Annotated in this window: 12 protein-coding genes; 6 read left to right on the forward strand and 6 right to left on the reverse strand. The window is 59.6% G+C overall.

The window, feature by feature from the left end; all coding sequences use genetic code 11:
- The first annotated feature begins 304 nt into the window (after nucleotides 1-304).
- The 6 genes from H8B15_RS16200 (at nucleotide 305) to H8B15_RS16225 (ending at nucleotide 10,307) form a co-directional block, all read left to right on the forward strand.
- Nucleotides 305-3,283 (forward strand): SusC/RagA family TonB-linked outer membrane protein, encoded by a 2,979-nt coding sequence (locus tag H8B15_RS16200; protein ID WP_187320698.1) that lies wholly within the window; start codon nucleotides 305-307, stop codon nucleotides 3,281-3,283.
- 117 nt (nucleotides 3,284-3,400) lie between these two features.
- Nucleotides 3,401-4,879, forward strand: a complete 1,479-nt coding sequence (locus H8B15_RS16205; protein WP_187320699.1) for a RagB/SusD family nutrient uptake outer membrane protein — start codon at nucleotides 3,401-3,403, stop codon at nucleotides 4,877-4,879.
- 12 nt (nucleotides 4,880-4,891) lie between these two features.
- Nucleotides 4,892-5,776, forward strand: coding sequence for a hypothetical protein (locus H8B15_RS16210; RefSeq protein ID WP_187320700.1), 885 nt, complete (start codon nucleotides 4,892-4,894; stop codon nucleotides 5,774-5,776).
- A gap of 48 nt (nucleotides 5,777-5,824) precedes the next feature.
- Nucleotides 5,825-6,787: a glycosyl hydrolase gene (locus H8B15_RS16215; protein WP_187320701.1), complete on the forward strand. Its 963-nt coding sequence runs from the start codon at nucleotides 5,825-5,827 to the stop codon at nucleotides 6,785-6,787.
- A 48-nt stretch (nucleotides 6,788-6,835) separates the two neighbouring features.
- Complete coding sequence (locus H8B15_RS16220) at nucleotides 6,836-8,521, forward strand: DUF5060 domain-containing protein (protein ID WP_187320702.1); 1,686 nt, start codon at nucleotides 6,836-6,838, stop codon at nucleotides 8,519-8,521.
- A 103-nt stretch (nucleotides 8,522-8,624) separates the two neighbouring features.
- Entirely contained in the window at nucleotides 8,625-10,307 is a 1,683-nt protein-coding gene (locus H8B15_RS16225; protein WP_187320703.1) for a glycosyl hydrolase, read from the forward strand.
- Here the strand turns inward: H8B15_RS16225 and H8B15_RS16230 are convergent.
- The 6 genes from H8B15_RS16230 to H8B15_RS16255 all read right to left on the reverse strand — a co-directional run bounded on the left by H8B15_RS16230 (nucleotide 10,302) and on the right by H8B15_RS16255 (nucleotide 22,044).
- Nucleotides 10,302-10,784: an ankyrin repeat domain-containing protein gene (locus H8B15_RS16230; protein WP_187320704.1), complete on the reverse strand. Its 483-nt coding sequence runs from the start codon at nucleotides 10,782-10,784 to the stop codon at nucleotides 10,302-10,304. The two genes, H8B15_RS16225 and H8B15_RS16230, sit on opposite strands and share 6 nt — an antisense overlap.
- Nucleotides 10,785-11,142: 358 nt before the next feature.
- Nucleotides 11,143-12,558, reverse strand: a complete 1,416-nt coding sequence (locus tag H8B15_RS16235) for a DUF4932 domain-containing protein (RefSeq protein ID WP_187320705.1) — start codon at nucleotides 12,556-12,558, stop codon at nucleotides 11,143-11,145.
- 691 nt (nucleotides 12,559-13,249) lie between these two features.
- Nucleotides 13,250-14,134 carry an MBL fold metallo-hydrolase gene (locus H8B15_RS16240; RefSeq protein ID WP_187320706.1) on the reverse strand — a complete coding sequence of 295 codons (885 nt, stop codon included), beginning with the start codon at nucleotides 14,132-14,134 and terminating at the stop codon, nucleotides 13,250-13,252.
- 182 nt (nucleotides 14,135-14,316) lie between these two features.
- Entirely contained in the window at nucleotides 14,317-15,204 is an 888-nt protein-coding gene (locus H8B15_RS16245; RefSeq protein WP_216859174.1) for a bifunctional helix-turn-helix transcriptional regulator/GNAT family N-acetyltransferase, read from the reverse strand.
- 302 nt (nucleotides 15,205-15,506) lie between these two features.
- Entirely contained in the window at nucleotides 15,507-18,659 is a 3,153-nt protein-coding gene (locus H8B15_RS16250; RefSeq protein ID WP_187320708.1) for a glycoside hydrolase family 76 protein, read from the reverse strand.
- 181 nt (nucleotides 18,660-18,840) lie between these two features.
- Complete coding sequence (locus H8B15_RS16255; protein ID WP_187320709.1) at nucleotides 18,841-22,044, reverse strand: glycoside hydrolase family 2 TIM barrel-domain containing protein; 3,204 nt, start codon at nucleotides 22,042-22,044, stop codon at nucleotides 18,841-18,843.
- Between the last annotated feature and the right edge of the window lie 19 nt (nucleotides 22,045-22,063).

The raw sequence follows: 22,063 nt of genomic DNA on the forward strand, positions 1-22,063 counted from the left end.
GCAAGTAATTGATAAAAAAGTATCATTATCAGAGAAGGGTAAATAGTATGTTTGTATTACCTCTTCGTTAATTAATTATTGCTGTTTCGCTATCAATAATAATCAGCGAATAGCAGTGAAATAATAGCTATGCGGTACCTATAAGTAGATGTAGCAAGTGTATTGCTGCCGCACTCGAATACAATAGTTTTTTTTTAAAAAAACTATTGCTCGCCTGACCCAACTCCCACTCAACTTTTCTTTTACACTTGACACAACGTATATGAGACAGCGGTACCTTTTTTCTCTGTTTTGGTTGTTGCTGTTGCCAGCATTTACCTGGGCACAAACGCTGACGGTGCGCGGCGTAGTGAAAGACGCGACAACCGGCGAAGGCCTACCCGGCGTGACGGTGCTGGTGAAGGGCACCCAAAACGGCACCGCCTCCCAAGCCGACGGCGCCTACTCCATCGCCGTGCCTTCAACCGATGCGGTGCTCACCTTTTCCTACATCGGCTACCTGCCGCTGGAGCTGCCCGTCGGCGGGAAATCGGTGCTGGATGCCAACCTGAAAGTGGATAACAAGAGCCTGGACGAGGTAGTGGTGGTCGGCTATGGCACGGTGGCGAAGAGCGACGTGACCGGTTCCGTGTCCTCGCTAAAAGGCAGCGAGCTGAACAAGCAGCCTGCTGCATCTGTCGAACAATTATTACAGGGTAAGATTGCAGGTGTACAGGTAGTAATGCCTTCCGGCGAGCCAGGTGCCGATGCCACAGTTCGCATTCGTGGCTCTAGTTCCATCAACGGATCCAACAGTCCGCTGCTAGTGGTGGATGGTTTTCCGTGGGGGGATGCCCGAAATCTCAAGCAAATCAATCCCGAGGACATTGCCAGCATTGAGGTGTTGAAAGATGCTTCCTCGGCGGCTATTTACGGCTCCCGGGGCGCTAACGGCGTTATTCTGATTACCACCAAACGCGGCAAGGCCGGCAAAACCAGCATCACGCTGAGCACGCTGAACACCCTTTCGACCCTGCCCAGCAAGCTGGACGTATGGTCGGACCCGGTGGACGTGGCCGTTATCGATAACGAATCGCGCCGCAATGCTGGGCTGGCGCCGCTGTTTGTGGGCGAGAATTACCTAGGAACCTACTACCCCTCGGTGGCTGAGTTGCGAGGCGAAGACCCCAACAAACCCGCCTGGCCCTACCGCACGTACTGGCCCGACGAGGTGTACCGCAACCCCTTCTCGCAGAGCTACACCCTGACCGCCACCGGCGGTACCGACCGCACCAAGTTCTCCATGTCTGGCAACTATTACCGCGAGGAAGGCCTGGCCATCAAGAATTACTATGACCGCTACAACGGCCGCCTGAACCTGGAGCAGAAGCTGACCGACAAGCTAACGGCCGGCGTCAATCTGATCCTGACCCATACGCAGCGCAACGGGGGTAGCCTTTCCGCCGACCGCTCGCCGGTGTTCCCCATCTATAACCCCGATGGCACCTACTTCCGCATCGGCCCGCGCGACTTCGGCAACCCCATTGCCTACGCCAACGAGGTGCTGAATAAGAACAAAACCATTGACGTGCTCGGCACGCTGTTCGTGAGTTATGATATTACCAAATGGCTGAATTTCCGGACGCAGCTGAGCGATAAGTACGGTAATTCAATTGGCGATGTGTACGAACCGCGCAACGTTACCAATACCGGGTATCTATATAATGGCTTTGGCGTAATTGATAATTATTCTAGTAATGAATTATTGAACGAAAATTATTTTACCGTCAATAAAAATTTCAATCAGATTCATAATCTGAATATTGTCGCCGGCTATACCGCGCAGTCATTTAATATCCGCACGTCGCGGCTGGAGGGTAGAGGATTCATCAATGATGCGCTGGAAAATGAGAACCTCAACACGGCCCTCACGCAGTACACCACCAACGGCCTCACCAAGTCGCTGCTGAACTCCTACATCGGCCGCGTCAACTACTCGCTGCTCGACCGCTACCTGTTCACCTTTACCAGTCGCGCCGACGGCTCCTCGAAGTTTGGGGCCAACAACAAGTGGGCGTTCTTCCCCTCGGCCGCCGTGGCCTGGAAGCTGAATGAGGAAGCCTTCTTGCGCGCTGTGCCTACCATTTCGGAAGCAAAGGTGCGCGTGAGCTACGGCCTGACCGGCAACCAGGGCATCAGCCCCTACCAGACGCTCGACCGCCTGGGCGCGGGTCGCTACTACACGGGCGGCAGCTTTCAGACCGGCTTCGGCCCCGGCATTTTTGGCTACGATGGCTACAACAAAATCTGGGAGGGCGTGCCCAACCCCGATCTGAAGTGGGAAACCACCTCGCAACTCGATGCCGGCCTGGATTTGGGCTTCCTGAACCAGCGCATTACGCTCAGCGCCGACGTGTACTACAAGCGTACCCGCGACCTGTTGCGCCAGACCTACATCACGCCTTCCTCGGGCTACGACCGCCTGTGGGTGAACGACGGCGTGATTGAAAACAAAGGCGTGGAGCTGGGCTTGAACGCCGAAATCCTGAACGGCCCGGTGCAGTGGAGCGTGGGCGGCAATTTCACTCTGAACCGCAACAAACTCATTAGCATGGGCGAAGACAACTTCGTGTGGAATGGTAGCAGCATCGAAATGCTGCGCGCGCCGGTGAATGCCTACATCGTGGGCGAGCCCATCAACGTGTTCTACGGCTACAAAACCAACGGCATCATCCAAACTGTGGAGGAGGGTAGGGCTTCGGGCCTGACCGGCGACATGGCCCGTCCCGGCGAGATTAAATACGTGGACCTGAACGGCGACGGCGCCGTGAACGATCAGGACCGCACCATCATCGGCAACCCCAACCCCAAGTTTCTCTACAGCCTCAACACCAGCTTGCGCCACAAGGGCTTCGACTTATCGGCCCAATTCTACGGCGTGTCGGGCAACGATGTGTTCGACATGCGCAAGTTCTCGCCCAGCCGCCAGCTCCAGCGCTGGACGCCCGATAACCCGACCAACGACTACCCCAGCGTGAATGCGACCCGCGCCTACTACGGCTCCGATTGGTTTGTGACCAGCGGCTCGTTTATGCGCATCCAGAACGTGACGCTGGGCTACAACTTCAAGTCCAACCTGATAAAAGGCTTGGAAACGCTGCGGATCTACTTCTCGGGCAGTAACCTCTACACCTTCACGGGCTTCCATAAAGGCTTCGACCCGGAGGTGCCCTACAATGGCCTGCAATACGGGTCCTACCCCCGGCCCCGTGCTCTGTCGGTGGGGGTAAACATTGGAATCTAAGTATCTGATTGGTTTACAGTTGTTTGTTTTTGGTTTTTAGCTGGTAGAGTACCGCTGTAGTTGTGTTTCCAGCAGCCAAAAACAAACAACCGAAACCTAAAAACCAGCCCCCACCCCATGAAACGCATCACTCAACTGGGCCTGGCCGCGGCCGTCGCGCTGCTGGCAGGCTGCTCGCTCGAGGAAGAGCCCTACGGCTTCAACTCCACCACCAACTTCTACAAAACGGAGGCCGACGCCAACGCGGCCCTGGTGTACGCTTACGCCATCTTGCCGGAGATTGAGTACTACTCCCGCAACTTCATTCTGATTACGGAGCTGCCAACCGAAAACATTACCCTGAAGCCCGACGCCGGCGCCAGCAACTTTGAGTTTGACCGCCTGGCCGTGCGCCCCGACAACCCGGAGCTGACCACCGCCTGGCGCTACGCCTACATCGGCGTGAACCGCGCCAACGCCGTCATTGCCAACGTGCCAGGCATTACGGAGATGAGCGACGCCAGCCGTAACCAGCTGGTAGGGGAGGCGCACTTCCTGCGGGCGCTGCACTACTTCAATATCGTGCGGCTGTTTGGGGCCGCCCCCGTGCACACCACGCCCGTTACGTCGCTGGACCAGACCAGCTCGGCGCGGGCTACCATGCAGGAAATCTATGCCCTGATTACCGACGACCTCAAGAAGAGTATCGAGCTGACCGATGCCGTGCGCCGCGATGGCCGCGCCAACAAGGTGGCGGCCTGGGGCCTACTGGCCAAGGTGGACCTGACGCTGGCCTCGGGCAAAGCCACTAACTCGCCCGGCTACGACTTCGTGCCCAATGCCGATGCGCTCTACGCCGAGGCCAAAACCTACGCCGGCAACGTGCTGACCAACAGCGGCAGCTACGGCCTCGACCCCAGCCTCAAAGCCATTTTCGACGTGGACAAAAAGAACGGGCCCGAGCACATTTTTGATGTGGCTACCGACCGCTCGGGCCTCTCGGAAGGCAACTACTCCAAGCTGCCGCTGATGTTCATTCCCTACATCGACGGGGCCGTGTTCAAGCTCGCCGACAGCACCAGCGTGCGTTCCGGCTACAATCACTTCGTGACGGAGCCAGCCCTCTACAACAGCTTTGCGGCGGACGACAAGCGCAAAACCGAGCTGATTCCGAGCCGCGTGTACGTGGGCAACAAGGAAACGGTGCTCAGCATTACCGGCTACAGCCGGCCCTTCACCCGCAAGTATCTCGATCCTAAGCAGGTAGGCGAACAGACCAGCGCCAATACCCCTGTGCTGCGCTATTCCGACGTGCTGCTGCTGTACGCCGAAGCCTGCGGCCCCACGGCGGAGGGCTACGCGGCCGTAAACCGCATCCGGACCCGCGCGGGCCTCGCCAACCTGCAACCCGGCCTGAGCGTGACGGCCTTCCGCGACGCCATTCTTCAGGAGCGGGCGTGGGAGCTGGCCTTCGAGGGCAACCGCTTGTTTGACTTGCGCCGCACCCACAAAATGGAAGAAGTGCTGGTGCAGAAATACGGCAAGACCATTCAGCCCGACAACGCCTACTTCTTCGCCACGCCTACCCGCGAAACCGACCTCAACCCCAACCTCTAACCCACCCACGTTATGAACCTGCGAATCACAACTATAGGGGCTGGTATGCTACTGGGCCTAAGCTGCCTGAGTGGTTGCACCGACGACCCCTTCGAAGGCATTGAAAGCAACGAGCGCGCCATCACCGTTTTCTCTCTGGACAAAGGGCAAATTGGGGTAGCCGACATCGTTCGCACCCCCGAAACCGGCACCGTCACGGTGTACGTGGTGCGGGGCACCGACCTGACCAACGTAGTGCCCCGCATCGAAACATCGTACAAAGCCCACGTATCGCCGGCCTCGGGCGAGGCAGTAAACTTTGCCACCGGCAACCGCACCAAAACGTATTCGGTCACCTCAGAGTCGGGCCAGACGCGGGAGTGGACGGTGCAAGTGAAAGACTACCAATCGGATATGGACGGCACGTGGAAGGTGACCAACATGCAGTTTCAGTATTTCATTGGGGAGGGCGAAAGCTGGGGCTGGAACGGCACCAAAAACGTAGCCAGCAACATGGCCGATGCCACCAAGGAAAACGATAATACGCTGGAATTTACGACGACCGGTGTGACGGCCGACGGTAAAATCACGGGCACCTACACCCACAGCCCCGGCCCCGATGGCGCCTTTGCCGACTTCAATTACAAGGGCACCGACTACAACTACAAATTCCGCCGCCTACCCAAAAACCAGGGCACGTTTGTGCGCGATTTCACGGCCAATACCATCACGTTCAGTCCCGGCGGGCAGGCCACGGGCCAGACCAAAACCGTTGCTATCGAGTTTAATGCCGATAAATCGACGTTGAAAATACCCTTCAACGTGCAGCCTTACGACATCGATTGGAACGGCGACGGCAACAAGAAAGAGCTAGGTGGCGCCAAAACGACGTGGTATATGTTGCAGAAAGTAAACTAACCAGCTACTTGCCTTTCGCGCCGCCCTACCTCCCTAACGCTCGCCCGCATGCACACCCACGCCCTAAGAACGCTCCTTCTCCTTTGTCTGCTTCATACCAGCGCTTTTGCTCAATCCAGGCGCGTTTTACCCTTCTTGCAGCGCATTTCGGGCAAGCAAACCCTGGCTGGGCAGCACAACAAGGAGCCTAACGCCGAGCCGACCAAGTGGACCGATTATATCCACCGGACCACCGGCAAATACCCGGCGCTGTGGAGCGGTGATTTCCTGTTTCAGCAGGAAAACATCGACAACCGCTGGAAGATGGTGCAGGAGGCCGAGCGGCAGTACAAGGCGGGCGCGGTGGTGAACATCATGTGGCACGCCTGCCCGCCCGGCTCCGGCGAGCCCTGCGGCTGGGACCCGGGCCTGCTCAACCAGCTGCTCACCGATGCCCAATGGCAGGAGCTGGTTACCGACGGTACCCCGCTGAACAAGACGTGGAAGTCGCGCATGGACGACATTGCCGTGTACTTGCAGTACCTGAAGGATAAGCAAGTGGAGGTGCTGTTCCGGCCGCTGCACGAAATGAACCAGGGGAAATTTTGGTGGGGTGGGCGGCCCGGTCCCCAGGGCACGGCCCGCCTCTACCAAATCACCCACGACTACTTGCAGAAAACCAAGGGCCTGACCAACTTAATCTGGGTGTGGGATATGCAGGACATGAGCCGCGACTTTGCCCAGTACAACCCCGGCCCGCAGTACTGGGACGTGTTTGCCTTCGACGTGTATGACAATGGCTACGACCAGTCGTGGTACGACTACATCCTACCCCTTGTGGGCAACAAGCCCATAGCCATTGGCGAGTGCGCAGTGTTGCCTACCCCCGAACTGCTGGCGAAGCAACCCCGCTGGGTATTCTTTATGGACTGGGCCGAGCTGGTGCAGGAAAAGAACTCCGAAGACGCCATCAAACGCATTTATAACGCGCCGCGCGTGCTCACGCGCGACGAAATGCCGCAGTGGAAATAGCCCCCGAAGCGGCTATCAGCCGAAGATAGGGCGTGTAAACCAAACACCATGATACACCGCAACTTCGTGTTGCTGACGCTGCTGTGGCTGCTGTCGGCACGGGCGGGCTATGCCCAAAAAGTTATCGGGCAAGCCGTGCTGCGCACGCCTACCATCCAGCGGTATGAGAAGGCCGAGTGGGATATTGTGCTGAGTCAGCAGTTTCAGAATCCCTACCGCCAGCAGGAGGTGACGCTGGATTTGGTGCTGACCTCGCCCAGCGGCATGCCCGTGGTGGTACCGTGCTATTTCGAGCGCAACAACGGCGCGGCGTCGGCGTGGAAGGCCCGGTTTGCCCCCCGCGAGGTGGGTTCCTACACGGGCCTGCTGCGGCTGACGCAGAAGGGTAAAACGGAGGAGAAGCCCATTGACGGCTTTACGGTGGCAACGAGCACGAACCCCGGCTTTCTGCACGCCAACGACCTATATACTTTCCGCTTTGATAACGGGGAGTTGTTTCGGGGAATCGGGGAGAACGTGGGGTGGGAGGCGCGCTCGTTTGAGAATCAGAAATGGACCTATGATTATCTGCTGCCTACCCTAGCCAAGAACGGCGCGAACTTCTTTCGCACCTGGATGTGCTACTGGAACCTGCCGCTGGAGTGGCAGAAAGTCAGCTCCACGAAGCGCTACACCAACACCACCGACTACTTCAACCCCGGCGCCATTAAGCGTATGGACGAGTTGGTGCACCTCACCGACTCGCTGGGGCTATATTTCATGCTGACCTTCGACTGGCACGGCCACCTGATGGAGCAGGGCGGCTGGCGCAACAGTCCCTACAACCGCCTCAACGGCGGCCCGGCCCGCACGCCTACCGAGTTCTTCACCCTACCCGCCGCCCGCGCCAAGTACAAGGATAAGCTACGCTACGTGGTGGCGCGCTGGGGCTACAGCACCCACATTGGCGCGTGGGAGTTTTTCAACGAAATCGACAACGCCGTGTTCACCCAGCAGGATAGCCTGCTGATTCCGCACGACGCCGTGACGCTCTGGCACGGTGAGATGAGTCGCTACCTCAAAGACATCGACCCCTACCAGCACTTGGTCACCACTAGCATTTCGCACCGCGACATTCTGGGCCTGAACTCCATCGCCTATATCGACTTCAACCAGAAGCACATCTACAAGCACACCGAGAAGATTCCGGGTATCTACCCTAGCTACATCCAAACCTACGGCAAGCCCTACGTGGTGGGCGAGTTTGGCTACCGCTGGGAAGACGCCGACCCTAATTACAAGGAAGGCTTCAACTACGACTACAAACGCGGTCTGTGGTATGGCCTGTTCAGCCCTACCCCCATTCTGCCCATGACGTGGTGGTGGGAGCTGTTCGACGACCAGCAGATGACGCCCTACTTCCGGGCCGCGCGCACCATCAGCGACCAGATGCTGGCCGCCGGCCACGGCGAGTTTGAGCCGTTTGCGGTAACCTCGGGTACGGTACAGAGCTTCGGCATGCGCTGCGGCGACACCTACTTTGTGTACCTGCTCAACAACGGCCTGAACAAGGCCACAGTGCCGGTTTACTTTGATGTCCGCGGTAAAAACCTCGTGGTGCAGGCCTTCGCGCCTACCACCCGGCAGTATAGCAAGCTCACCCGGTTTGAGCTGAAACGCGAGCAGCTGACCTTACCTGATGTAATGCTGGATCCGAGACAGGAATTGGTACTGCTTGTGAAAGCTTCCAGATAGAAAAAAGTCTGTTGCCATCTGCCTGTGAAAGGCGGCTAGAAGATGGTCACAGGAAACAACTACGCACTACCTCATCACACTTTCTACCCCAACTCCCACTCGTATGAAAACTCTCTACTCTCTAATGCTCACTGGCGCTTTGCTGGCTGGTAGCACGGCCGCTGTGGCTCAAACGGCCTACAAAAGCCTGAACTTTCTGTATAGCATTAGTGGCACGCGCACGGCCTCCGGCATGCACAACCGCCAGCCTATTGCTACCCCCAGCACCTACACCAACCGCGTGCAGGCCATCACGGGTCAGTACCCGGCGCTGTGGAGCAGTGACTTTCTGTTCGAGCAAAGCGAAATCAACAACCGGTGGGCCATGACCAATGAGGCCAAGGCGCAGTGGGCGCAAGGGGCGCTCATCAACCTGATGTTTCACGCCTGCCCGCCTACCCAGGCCGAGCCCTGCCAATGGGAGGGGGGCATCAAAAGCAGTCTCACCAACGCGCAGTGGCAGGAGCTGATTACCGACGGCACCCAACTCAACCGCAACTGGAAGGCTCGTCTGGACGCCATTGTGCCCTACCTGCACGACCTGAAGAACAACGGCGTGGAGGTGCTGTTCCGGCCGCTGCACGAGATGAACCAGGGCGTGTTTTGGTGGGCCGGGCGGCCCGGCCCCAACGGTACGGCCCGGCTCTACCAAATCACCCACGACTACCTGCGCAACACCAAGGGCCTGACCAACCTCATCTGGGTGTGGAACGTGCAGGATTTCGGTTCCCTAGCTTCGGATTTGGCCAACTACAACCCTGGCAGCAGCTACTGGGACGTACTGAGCCTGGATATGTATTACACAGATGGTCAGGGCTACTCCACAGCCAAATACAACGCCATGCTGAACGCGGCCGGCGGCAAGCCCATTGCCATCGGTGAGTGCGAAGTGCTACCCTCCCCGAGCCTACTAGCGTCGCAACCAAAGTGGAGCTTCTTTATGGGTTGGTCGGAATTAGTGTTTGAGAAGAACTCGAATACTACTATTCAGAATACGTTCTGGGCCAACAATGTACTTGTGCGCGACGAAATGCCGGGCTGGGGCAGCGGTGGCAGTACGCCCACGGCGCCCAACATTGCCTACCGGCGACCCGTTTCGGTTTCATCTTCCGAAAACAGCACAAATACGGGCGACAAGGCCGTGGATGCCGACGGCAATACCCGCTGGGCGAGCTCCTACGCCAACAACCAGTACCTCTACGTCGATTTGGGCGCCACGTATTCCATCAACCGGGTGCGCTTGGCCTGGGAAGCCGCCTACGCCAAAGATTACCAAGTGCAGGTATCGACCGACAACGTGACCTGGACGACCGTCAAGGATGTGTGGGGCAAATCCGCCGCCGCTCCCGACGACCACACGGGCCTAAATGCGCGCGGGCGGTACGTGAAGGTGTACTGCATCAACCGGGCTACTCAGTATGGATTTTCGCTGTACGAGTTGGAGGTGTACGGCACATCGGTTGTCACAGCCACCCGCGCGGCCACCATGCCCGTTCAGGAAGGACGCGCTGCATCGTCGCTGGCAATATATCCCAACCCCACCAGCGGCATGCTTCAGGTGCAACTACCCGCCGCTCAGCAGTCCAGCAAGGTAGTACTCCGAAATGCGCAAGGGCAAGAAGTACTACGCAAAACCACAAACGGACCCACCTTCGCGCTCGACCTGAGTCACTTACCGGCAGGCATCTACTGGCTAACCGTTGCGGGCGCTGCTAGCCAAACCGCACAAAAAGTTGTGAAGCTATAGCAAGGTAGTTAGACTGTAATGCTGAGCGAGGCTAAGGAGTGGCAGGCAGCATGGAGCGCCATTGCGTAGGCAACCGAGCCCGTTGCCCACTGCCATTGGTGAGGGTAGAGTCTGCCCCGAACTGTAACAACAGCCCCAACACGCGTTGCTTGTCTGCCGGTAGCTGGCAGCGTAGAACAAGACGGGCGTTGAATTCATGAAGGCGCTGCTGCGACCGTTTGGGTCAGCGCCATGCCGCAGCAGGGTTTCCACCAGGTCGGCCCGACCCAATTGTACCGCGGCAATCAACGGGGTTTCGTGTTGGGGGCGTTCGTTGGGGTCGGCACCACACCACAACAGCAACTTCAGGTGGGCCTCGTTGCCGGCCGCAATGGAGGGCAACACGCTGGTGTGACGTAGCACCACCCACGGCAGCACGAAGAAGCAGGCCGTGGCGGCGAGCAATGCCCACCGCCCGGTCTGGGGTTCTTCTTCCAAACGGGCGGATTTACACACTAAGCGATTGGGTCGCCGGGATGGCGTAGGGGGCGCCGGTGTAGCGGGCCCAGGTGGGCGGGGGTAGTGACGGAGTAGTTGCCCAGTCGGTTGAGGTGCTCGTAGCGGCCGGGCGAGCGGTACTAGAAGTGGGTTTCGTTGACTGCATAGCCCTCGCCCCCCCCGCTGGCCCTGACCAAACAGGAGGCCATTGGGCGTGGCCGACGGCACCGTCTACCACTACGCTCAGCAACAGACGTAGGGGTAGCCAGGAAGAAGGACAGCAATTCCGTGGTGGCGGACTCTGGTGGGCAATCCCAGGTAGCCGGGTACGGGCCGTGAGGCCGTGCCTGCGCGCACACTATCTTCTTTCTGCGGCTGCTTCCTCCTGAAGCGTAGCGATAATTTCCGCTACTTTCTGGGGGTAAGACATCACCAAATATTCGTTATCATACCAGTATTGCAGTTGCCGCACTATCTGAGGCAGGTAGCGGAAGTGGCGTTGCTGCACGTTCTCGGCTAGCAATTCCTGGGCCTTGGCCGGGTCGCCCACCAGGCGGGCCGTGAGCACCTCGCCGGCGCGGGTAAAGTGTTCATACAGGCAGATTTTCCACTCGTTGTACCCCTGGGCGGCCATCTGCGCCTGAATGGGCTGGAACAGCGTGGCGCTGCGGGCTAACACGTGCGCGCTCACCTGGTCAATCGCCGGGTTGACAAACGAGTGCCCGAATTCGTGGACGCACACCGTGCGCAGGGCCAGCGGGTCCGCAAAGCCCAGACGCAGCCCGGCCTCCTCCGTCACGTTGGCCGGGGGCAGGAAGCTGCCAAACACGTTGCCGATAACGTGGTTACCACCCACGGCGAAGCCCGAGCTAAACGGCATCGTCAGGCTGGGATACAGCCGGTAAGTAGCCGCGGGCTGCCCATAGAAGTGCTCCATTTCGGTGAGAAAAGCCGGTGGGGGCAGGTTGGCGTTGACCTCGGCCAGCATGGCCGTATAGTAGGGCCGGCGCTGGCGCAGGAAGTCGCCGAAAGCCACTTCTTCGTAAAAAGCGTTACAGGCGGCCACGAAGGCCTGCGCATCCGCCGGCGAGGCGAATTGCTGGCGGAACGGATTGTCGGCCTGGAGGCTGGCCTTGGGGAAGTCCGGCAGGCTCAGCACGAAGTTGGCGTAGTGCAGGTAGAAGCTTTTGTCAAAATACGTTTTGAGCAGCGCCAGGTGAGCGGAGGTGGCGAACTTGGTGAAGGGGGCCGCCAGCGTCAAGTTCAGCGCGTAGAGGTCCTTCACTTTCGTTGGCTGACCGCCGAAGGAAACAGTTTGCGTTTCGGGGATCGTGGCCAAGTCCTCGTATTGCAGCAGCAGATTACAGAGGCCGAGCAGTTCCAAGTTTGGACTACAGACCACTTGAATCTGGGGCTGCTGATACACGGGATAGCGCAGCGCAAACGAGCCACGGGCCTGCTGGCCGACTACGGCGAGCTGTCGGGACTGCGTGAGCGGTAGTTTCACGTGCGCGACCCCCGGGGCAGGCGGTAGGGGCTGGCCGTCCACCTGCACGTGCAGCTGCCCGGCGGCCGTCGTGAGTTGCCGGCTCACGTACAGCAGCCGCTGCGGCTGGCGCAGGAACGTCACCTGTTCGCGGCCCGTGAACTGGTCAAAGGACACCGTCCAGCTGTCCGTGGTTTGGCGGCTCTGCCAGGCCGTGGAAACCGGCCGGGACGTCGTGCAGGCTGCGCTGCCCAATACGAGCAGCAGCGGTAGAAAGCGATAATGCATGGGGTTACTGGTAGAGCGGCAAGTCTACTACTGGACCTGCTTGACCGCACAGATGACCGCGAGGGGATAAGGGTTGCCTGGGCAAGGTAAACGAGCGGCTTCCACTCGCCTGGTTGCCTGTTTTCTGAGGCACGACCGCCCGCAGTAAAAGCCGACCGGACAGCCTTACGGGGAATTGCTGGTTTTGTACTCGTGCGCTACCCCACTTACGGGCCCTTAGAAACGGCTGTACGCAGCTGTGTAGATGGCTGGAAAGCGCTGCTTCGAGCACCATGAGGGGGGTGCTGTCACTGAATTACGTTGCTAAAATCGCTAAATCCGCCCGTTTGAAACAAGAACCCCATATTGGCCTTGGTTAAAAGTTTGGTCCAAAGGTTAATCGGTTAGCATTTCAACCGCGACTTTTTACCCAAGAACGGAGCTATCAGTGCGTTGTCACGATAGAAAATCTGCATATAAAGCGTGTAGACGGCTATTTTAGAGACTCGAAATACCGTTTCTTATCACCCTGGCGGGGTTAATTGTACTTTGATTGCTGCACAAGTTTTCTGAACCAAATCAGTTGTTTTCGAGCCTACCTATTTGTTCAGCAGATGGCCGGCCTAATTATTCCTTCATATGCAGATTTTAGTGAACGATCAATGCCTACGCCTACTAGCTGCTGTCCTAATGCCCGGTTAGTATTAAGCAGTTAGATGACCTGCCTAGTTGGGTCGAGGGGTTGCCACCGATGACCTATCTTCGCGGCTATCACCTGGCCAATACCTGGGAAGGGCGCGTGCGCCGCTGCGAACCAATAACCCGCCGTACTCGCCTCCGATAGAAACCGCTGGCGTGCGTTAACCGCTTGCTGCGGGTGTACATCATAGACTAAGGCGAGCGTGGGGTCCGCGAGTTGCAAGGTCAACAAGTGTGCGAGGTCGGCGCAAAAGACCAGTTGCGGGTCAGTACCTATCAGGGTGTAGTAAGTGTGGCCCGGCGTATGTCCCGGCTGGGCTAGCGTGCCAATGCCAAGCAGCAGTTCCCCACCGGTCGAGAAGGGACGCAGCCGGCCCGCTTGTTGGTAGGGCAACACCTTGCGCCGCGCGTTGGCAAAACTGCGCTGGCGGGCGGCGGGTGCCTGCTGCTGGTTCACCTCGCTGAGCCAGTACGCAGCGTCCAAGGTGTTGACATACACGTCAGCCTTGGGGAAAGCGAGCTTCTCCCCCCTAAGTAGGCCGCCCGAGTGGTCCCCGTGGATATGGGTGAGCAACACGGCCTGAATCTGCTCAGGTTGGTAACCGGCTTGGGTCAGGCTGGCCAGCAGCTGGCCAGCCGAGGCCCCCATCAGCTCGCCGGCCCCGGTGTCGATTAATAGGCAGTGCGTCCCGTCGTCGAGCACGTAAGCATTGATGGAAATAGCGACTGGATTTACTAACGTCGCGACTTCCAGCAAGGAGGTTAACTCGTCGGGGGGGCGGGCCAGCACGACTTGGGAAATGTCAACTGTGGTCATGCCGTCCGCGAGCGCGGTTACGTGCCACTTGCCCACGGTGAAACGCCGCCAGGCCGGGCCAGTAATTGGGGAAAGTGCCATATGGAAGGATGAGCTAGCTAAACAGGATAATCGCTCGGCGGTTCTGCCGCGTTTCCCTAACGGCAAGCAATTAGCCCCCTGGGCTAGCGTGGCCAAAGTCTACGAACGGGTCATAAGCGCTGCTCACTTAACATCTGGACCAACCTTTTAACTAAGGCCTATTTTCACTTCACTGCTAGGCTTTAAGTAGAGAGGAGCAATTCCATTTGAATATTACAGCGCTCGTAGGGCGACGGGGGGCCATCTACGATTTTGTGAAAGCCCAGCTTGTAGTAGAGTTGCAGCGCCGCGTCCAGCTTAGTGTTGCTTTCCAAATACACCCGGCGGGCGCTTAGCGCCTGGGCCTTGTCCAGCGCGGCTTGCCCTAGTTGGTAGCCGATACCCAGGCCCTGCGCCGCGGGGGAGACGGCTAGCTTGGCCAACTCGTAGGCATTGTTTTCCATCTTGAGTAGAGCGCAGCTCCCCACGATTTCTTCCCTGTAAGTGGCCAGTAAGATGTGGCCGTCCCGTTCCAAAATATAGGTTTCGGGCTGGTCTAGGGCGCGTAGGTCGGCGGGTTCGAGCCGGAAGTAGTGCTCGATCCACTCCACGTTTAGACGCTTGAAATCAGCTTGGTAAGCAGGCTGGTAGTCGATGATACGCACTTCGGCTGCTAGACGCTGGTTTCGCACGGCTTTTACCCGGCTAGCCAAGCTACGCTGGGCCAGAGCGTGCTCCAACTCGCCCATCGCCAACCAGAGGTTGTGCCGAGTTTCTTCTAGTAGGGCCGTGGTGGCCAAGCGCACGTCGTTGGTTTGCTCCTGTAAGGCGGGCCACAAGGCCGCGCCTTTGGCTGTGAGCGTAACCACATTGCGCCGTAAATCACCGGCCCCGCGCTCAGTGCACACCAACCCATGCTTGCCCAGCTCCTTCACCACCTGACTGACCGCCGCGTGCGTCTGGCCAATGCGGTGGGCCAGTTCGCCAACTGACTGCCCAGGCTGCTCGGCCACTAGATAGAAAACTGGAAACCAGCGCGGCTCAAAGGGTAGGTGGTACAACGCGTACACCTCTGCGGCTTGACCGGACATTTGTTCACTGAGCCGCCGCAGACGACTTCCCAAGGCCGTAGGCCCAATTTGATCAAAAAAATCCATCTTCAGTTATTACTTACGTAAGTACTTACAAATATATGAAATAAGAGTCTATTATTTGTTGCTCTATCACTGGAGTGAAATAGCAGCACCATTGACAATAACAATGGTGCTGCTGCTTTGTAGCTTGTTTTCCTTGCACTGAGACAGTGCCTTAATCACGCAGATAGTCAGGGCAGCATGTGAGAACCACAGTTGCTACTCTGTCAAAAATTACGACCAAGTGCGTTCTAGCGCGGCTACCTTTTCACCACTTTATAGCTTGCCTGCCCCGAAGCGCCCGCTACCGTGATAAAATAGACGCCGGATGGTAGGCGGCCGATATCCAGTTTTGCACTACCATTGCTAATCGTGGGTTCGGGTAAGGATACTGCTTGGCCTACTAGATTGTACATGGTAATACGATCATCTTTCGCCATGTTTGTTACCATGACTTCATGTAGGGCCGGGTTGGGGTAAATACTGGGCTGCTGGCCAGCACGGGCGCGGGTAGAGAGTACTTTCGCCGGCGTAGCGGTGACGTGGTTCACGTTCACTACGAAATCCTGGAAGCTCAAGCACCCCAGGCTGTTGGTGTATGTAGCGTGGTAGATGCCGGCCTGGTCGGAGCGGATGTTGCGCAGGACAATCTCCCGGGTGGTGGCCACGAAGCCTTGGGGTCCCGTCCAGGTCCACATGTTTTGGGCGGGGTGGGGGCCGATTTGCAGCTTATCGCCCTGGTTCACTGTGATTTGCGCCTCGCTTTGCCACGCCCCATCGTTGACGTTGAAGTAGGGCGTGATGGCTTGGCCGCAGTAGTCGTTGCCCTGCACGTCGAGCGTTAAAGTGTAGGAGCTGATGCAGGCGTTGGCATCGATGAGGCTCACGGTGTAGCTGCCCTTCCGCCAAAACAAGATCTGGTCGAACGCTACTTGGTTGGTCTCCGCCGTAAACCCGTTCGGGCCGGTCCAGCGCCACATCCCCTGGGTAGCCGGGAACGTAATCAGCACGTTGTCACCGGAATGAATGGCCAGGGGTGAAGTAGGGGAGGAAGCCGCGCCGTTGATGGTGATGGTAGGGATAAGGGGCGTTGGCTGGCAGTTGCTGCTGAGCCCGAGCACGAAATTGCGGTAGCTCACGCAGCCGGTGGAGTTGGTGAAAGCGGCCGTATACACGCCGGCTTGAGCGGCAGTGAAATTGGTAAGGGTGAACTCCCGGGTGGTAGCCAAGAAGTTATTGGGGCCCGTCCAGCGCCAGGTGCCGGTATCCAGCGGGTGCGGACCAATGGTAATCCGGTCGCCCAATTGCAGGGAGGCGTAGTCCTGCTGTAGCCAGGCTAGGTTGTTGACGTTCAGGTAGGGCGTGATGGGGGAACTGCATGGGTCCGCCCCGGTCAAAGTGATGGGCACTACCCGGGTGCTCATGCAGCCGGCCGCGTTGGTGTGGGTGACGGTGTACCGGCCAGCGTCGCGGTAACCGATGCTCAAGAACGTAATCCGGCGGGTGTCGGCCGTGAAGCCGTTGGGGCCGGTCCACTGCCAGGTGCCCGCGTCGGGCTGGGCCTCGAGAGCCATAAAGCTTCCGGCCGGCACCGTGAGGGAGTCCACTGGCACGGGGGCGGCGTCGTTGAGCTGCGCTGTTGTGGTAAGGGGGGTAGGTGTGCACCCGCTCAGCGTCACCACGAAATCCTGCACGCTCACGCACCCGGCCTCGTTGGTATACGTGGCGGTATAGGTGCCGCCCTGCTCGGGGCGGATGTTGTTGAGCGTCACCACCCGCGAATCGGACGTAAAGCGGTTGGGGCCGGTCCAGCGCCACGTGCCGCTACCCGGTGTGGGTTTAAGCTGCACTTTGTCGCCGGGCGCCGCAGTTACCGCGGCTGTTTGCTGCGCCGGCTTAGAGTTGAGTATCACAAACGGCACAATGTCGTGGCAGTGTTGCGCGCCAAACTTGTCGATAGTCCAGCTGCCGGCAACTGCGCGCAGCTTGAGGGCCTGCACGCCGGCGCTGAGTTGCACGGCGGCCGTTACGCTACCGCTGCTCGCCGCCGTTGGCGGTGCCAGCGCAGTCAGTAGGACGTTGTTTTGCTGAATTTCCAGCGTTCCGGTTGGGGCCGGGCCCGCCAGCGTGAAGGTGAGGGTGTAGAGCCCGGCAGTTGGCACCATCACGAGATATTCCAGCCACTCGCCGGCCCGTAGCGCGGCAGTGGTGGTAGCAGCGTCGCGGGGGTAGGCGTCGTTGCTGAAGTTGTAGTGCTCGGCTTCCAGGGTGCCGGGCAGCGGCTGCACAGTGGGGGTGTATTGCAGCAGGGCCACGGTGCTTACGTACTTGGTTGGCTCGCCGGCGGGGTTGAGGGGGGTAGGCGCGGCCCAGCCATTGCCCGACAGGTTCAGATCGGGGCGGCGGTTTTTCCACGCCACGTCCGCGTTGCGTTTCAGGAAGGGGTAATATGTGTTCCACAGCTGCGGATTCCACTGGCAGAGGTGGCCCAGGCCGCGGGCGTACTCGTCGGCCCAGGTGTTGAGGTAGTCGGCCGAGTTGCTGATAATGCCGTTGGTCGTCATATTGGTGATGACGTAGTTGGCGGCCAGTTGGGCGTCGCGCAACAGCATCTCGTTGCTGGTGATTTTATACAAGTGGGCCGCGAAATCAATAAACGACCCCTGGTTGTACACCGCCGTCGATTTGTTCACCACGTCGGCCCGGTCGATGCCCGTGTACACCTGCCCGTTCAGCGGATTGAACAGGTGGCTTCTCGACCAGGTATAAAGCTGCATCGCTTTGTCTTTGTACGCCGGATTGCCGGTGCTTTCGTAGAGCAGGCAGGCCAGCTTGCCGTTGGGGTTGTTGGCCAGGGCTTCCTTGCTGACGGTGCCGTCGGCGGGCGTCATGTCCGGCTGCTGCTCCCAGATGCCGCCGCCGTTGAAGGTGCTGTTCCAGCCCCGGTCGTAGGCCAGGTTGAAGCAGTACTCGGCCTGAGTCAGCAAGCTGCGGTTGCCGGTTATCTGGTAGCCCCGGGCTAGGTTGAGCCCCATCCAGGCCAGGTCATCGTTCCAGCCGTCCCAGGTGTAGGGAGGCGGATTCAGGCGGAGAAAGGAGGTACACAACTCGTTTACCAGCGCTTGGTCGGCGGCCGTGCGCCGGTGCTCGTAGGTGTCCTGCATCCCAAAAATATCCAGCGCCAGCGTCCAGGTGCCGTCCGCTTCGGTGGTGTTCAGCGCCTTTCGATAGAAAACGTTGTTGTTCTGCCGCAGCAAAAAGGCCTGGTTGAACGCCGCAATGGCCGAATCAGCCCGGGCGTTGGGGACCTGTGCCCGCACCCCCAGCGCGCTGGCCAGCAGCAGGAGTAGCAGGGCCAGGGAGGTAGCATAACGTAGAAAGATACTGCGAGTGGGTTGAGGATGGGTTTTCATAGAAAGGATGTAAAAGTGATACCATGCAAGCCGAAATAGAAGGGTAGAAAAGCAGCCGCCAGCCGCCGCGGCGGGCCCTGTGGTAAGGGCACAGCAAGCCCGACCATGGGCTACAGCGGCCGGGTGGCGGCCGTAGCCCGTGGCAGAACAGGACTCAGAAACTAGGCGGAATCAGAGGTTTTTAAGGCAGCTGCTGCTTGTCAGATAGCTGCAACTGGTAGCGGAAAGTGGTGGGCTGAGCCGCCACCTGGTAGGGGGGTAGGGGCCGGGGGCCGCAGCCGTTGGAACCCACGCCCAGCGTTTTGTGGCTGATGCAAAGCACCGTGCCCTGGCTGGGCGGCAGATCGATGCGGTACTCCACGCGTTCCAGCTCCTCGTCGCTGTAGGGTAGGGCGCTGATTTGCAGGTGCGCGGTGTCCTGCCGCACGGTGAAGCAGGTGCCCTTAGCCGAGGCCAGCGCGGCCCAGCGCACGTCCTCGTGGTTGCCGCACTCCATGGGTTTCTCGTAGGGCGTCAGCTGCTGGGCCACGGTGCTGGCGTAGCGCCCCACGTCGAAGCCGCGCTTGCGGTCGGCGTAGTTTTCCATTGGCCCCCGCCCGAAGTATTCAAACTGGTTAAACTCCTTGGTTAGCAACAAACGCACGCCCAGCCGGGCCAGCACCAGGGTAGGGTCGTTGCAGCTGACGTGGTTGGTTACGTCCAGCCGGCCGTCGCCGGTGATGTGGTACACCGCCCGGTGCTGCACCACGAAGTCCTGCCGGCCCTTGCCCGTCAGGTCGGCGCTGATTTCAACCGTGGTGGGCGAAACCTGCCGGGCCTGCACGGCGCCCACAGTCCAGGTGAGATTTTTGAGCCCTTTCTTCTCCCATCCCTCGTAAGCCCACATATCGTCGATCTGGTGCGGGGCCCGCCACAGGTGCAGCCGGGGGCCGCCGTTGTCCTGCAAGACGTTCTCCCCGTCTTTTTCCATGCGCGAGAACGTGCCCGTAGCTTTATCGAAAGTAAGGTTAAACGCTGGGCCCCGCACCGTGATGCTACCCGGCGCATCCGTCAGGGTGAGGGGTGTCGTGGTAGGGGCCGCAGCCACGGCCGGCTGACCAATGGGCAGCGCCAGTTGCTGCGCGGCCACCTCGTAGCCCTTTTTGGCCCAGAGCTGATCCGTAGCCAAGTCAAAGGAAACGCGCAGAAAGTACTCGGCGCCCGGCTTGGGCTGCACGTTGTAAGGCACGGTCACGTCCTTTTCCGCGCCGGGCAGGATGGTGCCCACCGCCAGCGGCCCGGAGGCGATGATTTTGCCATCCTCGCTCACCTCCCAGCGGGCCGTCAGGCTGCTTAGGTCCAGGAACTGGTAGCGGTTTTTGATGGTGACCACGCCCTTTTTCGCGTCTTTCGCCCGGATGGTCAGCCACTGATAGGCGTGCTTCAACTCGGGGTAGTGGGGCTTCAGGGAGCGGTCGGAAAACACCACGCCCTTGTGGATGAAGTAGTGGTCGTTGGGGTACTCGCCAAAGCCGCCCCCGAAGGCCGTGATGGGGTGCTGCGGGTCGCGCCGGTTGTAGATGCCCTGGTCCTGCCACTCCCAGATGGCGCCGCCCAGCAGTTGCGGGTACTTGTCGAACAGGTCGTTGTAAATGTCCACCGAGCCCATGGAGTTGAACATGGCGTGGGCGTACTCGCAGAGGTAAAACGGCTTGGTTAGGGTGTGGTCCTGGGCGTGCTTTTCCAGGTCGGCGGTGCCCGTGTACATGCGACTGTCGATGTCGGCCGGGTTCTGATCGGCAATGCCGAAGCCCTCGTAGTGGGTCGGGCGGCTGGGGTCCAGGGTTTTCACCGCGGCCAGCGCGGCCCGGAAGTTGGAGCCGCCCGAGCCGTTCTCGTTGCCCAGCGACCAAATCACCACCGACGGGTGGTTCTTGAAGTTCTCCACGTTGGCCACGTTGCGGTCTACGATGGCCGCCCGGATGCTGGGCACGTCGTTGAATTGGTTTTGCCGCTCGTGGCACTCCACGTTGGCCTCGGCCACCAGGTAGAGGCCGTACTCGTCGCAGAGCTCGTACCAGCGCGGGTCGTCGGAGTAGTGGCTGGTGCGCACGTGGTTGCAGTTGGCCTGCTTGATCAGGCGAATGTCTTCCAGCATCTGCGCCTCGGTCACGGCGTGGCCGTCGTCGGGCCAGTTTTCGTGGCGGTTCACACCTTTCAGCTTAATCGGCACCCCGTTTAGGGTGAACAGCCGCCCCTGCAAAGCCAGCTCCCGGAAGCCTGTGCGCGCCGACAGCGTTTCCACCGTGTTATTGCCCTCTTGCACGGTGAGCACGGTGGTGTAGAGGGTAGGGGTTTCGGCGGTCCACTTCTGCGGGTTGCGCACCCGGAAGCGCACCAGCACGGTGGTTTCCTGGCCCGGTTGCAGGGCCGGCACCCGCTGGCTGCTGGCCGCCCCGGCCACCGGCGCGGTGCCGCGGTAGAGCGTGGCGCGCACGGTGCGGGCGGGGGTAGGGGTAGGGCCGTAGTTTTTCACGCGGGCCCGCACCGTTACGTCGGCGTCGCGGTAGCGCTTGTCCAGGTCCGTCTGGATGAAGAAGTCGCGCACGTGCTCCTGCGGGGCGCTCCACAAGGTCACGTTGCGGAAGATGCCGCTCAGGCGCCACATGTCCTGGTTTTCGAGGTAGCTACCGCTGGTGAAGCGGTACACCTCCACGGCCAGCGTGTTCTCGCCGGGTTGCAGGTACTTGGTCAGGTCGAACTCGGCGGCGTTGCGGCTGTTCACGCTGTAGCCTACCTTTTGGCCGTTCACCCACAGGAAAAAGCCGGCATCCACCCCATCAAACGTGATGAAGGTGCGGCGCCCAGCCCACGCGGCCGGCACGGTGAAGGTGCGGCGGTAGCTGCCCACCGGGTTGCGCTCCTCGTAGTTGGTGTACTTCACCGGGGGCGTGCTCATCACCCGCGGAAAGTCGTTCTGAAAAATGTAGGTGTAGTTGCTGTAGTAGGGCGTGCCGTAGCCCTTCACCTGGAAGTTGGCGGGTACGGCAATGTCCTGCCACTTCGATACGTCGTAGGTGGGCTTATAGAAGTCCACGGGGCGTTTCTCGGGCCAGTCCACCCAGTGGAACTTCCACGTGCCATTCAGGCTCTGGCTGAAGGACGACGCGTGGCGGTTGGCCGCCAGCGCCTCCGGCAGCGAGCCGTAGGGCATCAGCGTGACGTGGCTGGGCTCCTTATTGATGCCAATGCAGGTAGGGTCCTCAATCTCCTTCGGGACGGGGGCGCTAGCCGCCGGGTCCAGCAGCCCTTCCCGCCACTCCTGGCCAAAGGCTAGGGGGGCGTGGATCGTGGCGGCTACCAGCAAACCGGTGATAAGGGTGTTTCGGGACGGCAAGAAAGGCATGCGGGGGTACGTAGAGAAC

Origin of the sequence: Hymenobacter citatus (assembly GCF_014333615.1) — a bacterium.
In the GTDB taxonomy this organism is placed as follows: Bacteria; Bacteroidota; Bacteroidia; order Cytophagales; family Hymenobacteraceae; genus Hymenobacter; species Hymenobacter citatus.

Coding starts and splice junctions, on each gene's coding strand:
- H8B15_RS16205 (WP_187320699.1), top strand. CDS start 3,401: ATGAAACGCATCACTCAACTGGGCCTGGCCGCGGCCGTCGCGCTGCTG.
- H8B15_RS16210 (WP_187320700.1), top strand. CDS start 4,892: ATGAACCTGCGAATCACAACTATAGGGGCTGGTATGCTACTGGGCCTA.
- H8B15_RS16215 (WP_187320701.1), top strand. CDS start 5,825: ATGCACACCCACGCCCTAAGAACGCTCCTTCTCCTTTGTCTGCTTCAT.
- H8B15_RS16220 (WP_187320702.1), top strand. CDS start 6,836: ATGATACACCGCAACTTCGTGTTGCTGACGCTGCTGTGGCTGCTGTCG.
- H8B15_RS16225 (WP_187320703.1), top strand. CDS start 8,625: ATGAAAACTCTCTACTCTCTAATGCTCACTGGCGCTTTGCTGGCTGGT.
- H8B15_RS16235 (WP_187320705.1), bottom strand. CDS start 12,558: ATGCATTATCGCTTTCTACCGCTGCTGCTCGTATTGGGCAGCGCAGCC.
- H8B15_RS16240 (WP_187320706.1), bottom strand. CDS start 14,134: ATGGCACTTTCCCCAATTACTGGCCCGGCCTGGCGGCGTTTCACCGTG.
- H8B15_RS16245 (WP_216859174.1), bottom strand. CDS start 15,204: ATGTCCGGTCAAGCCGCAGAGGTGTACGCGTTGTACCACCTACCCTTT.
- H8B15_RS16250 (WP_187320708.1), bottom strand. CDS start 18,659: ATGAAAACCCATCCTCAACCCACTCGCAGTATCTTTCTACGTTATGCT.
- H8B15_RS16255 (WP_187320709.1), bottom strand. CDS start 22,044: ATGCCTTTCTTGCCGTCCCGAAACACCCTTATCACCGGTTTGCTGGTA.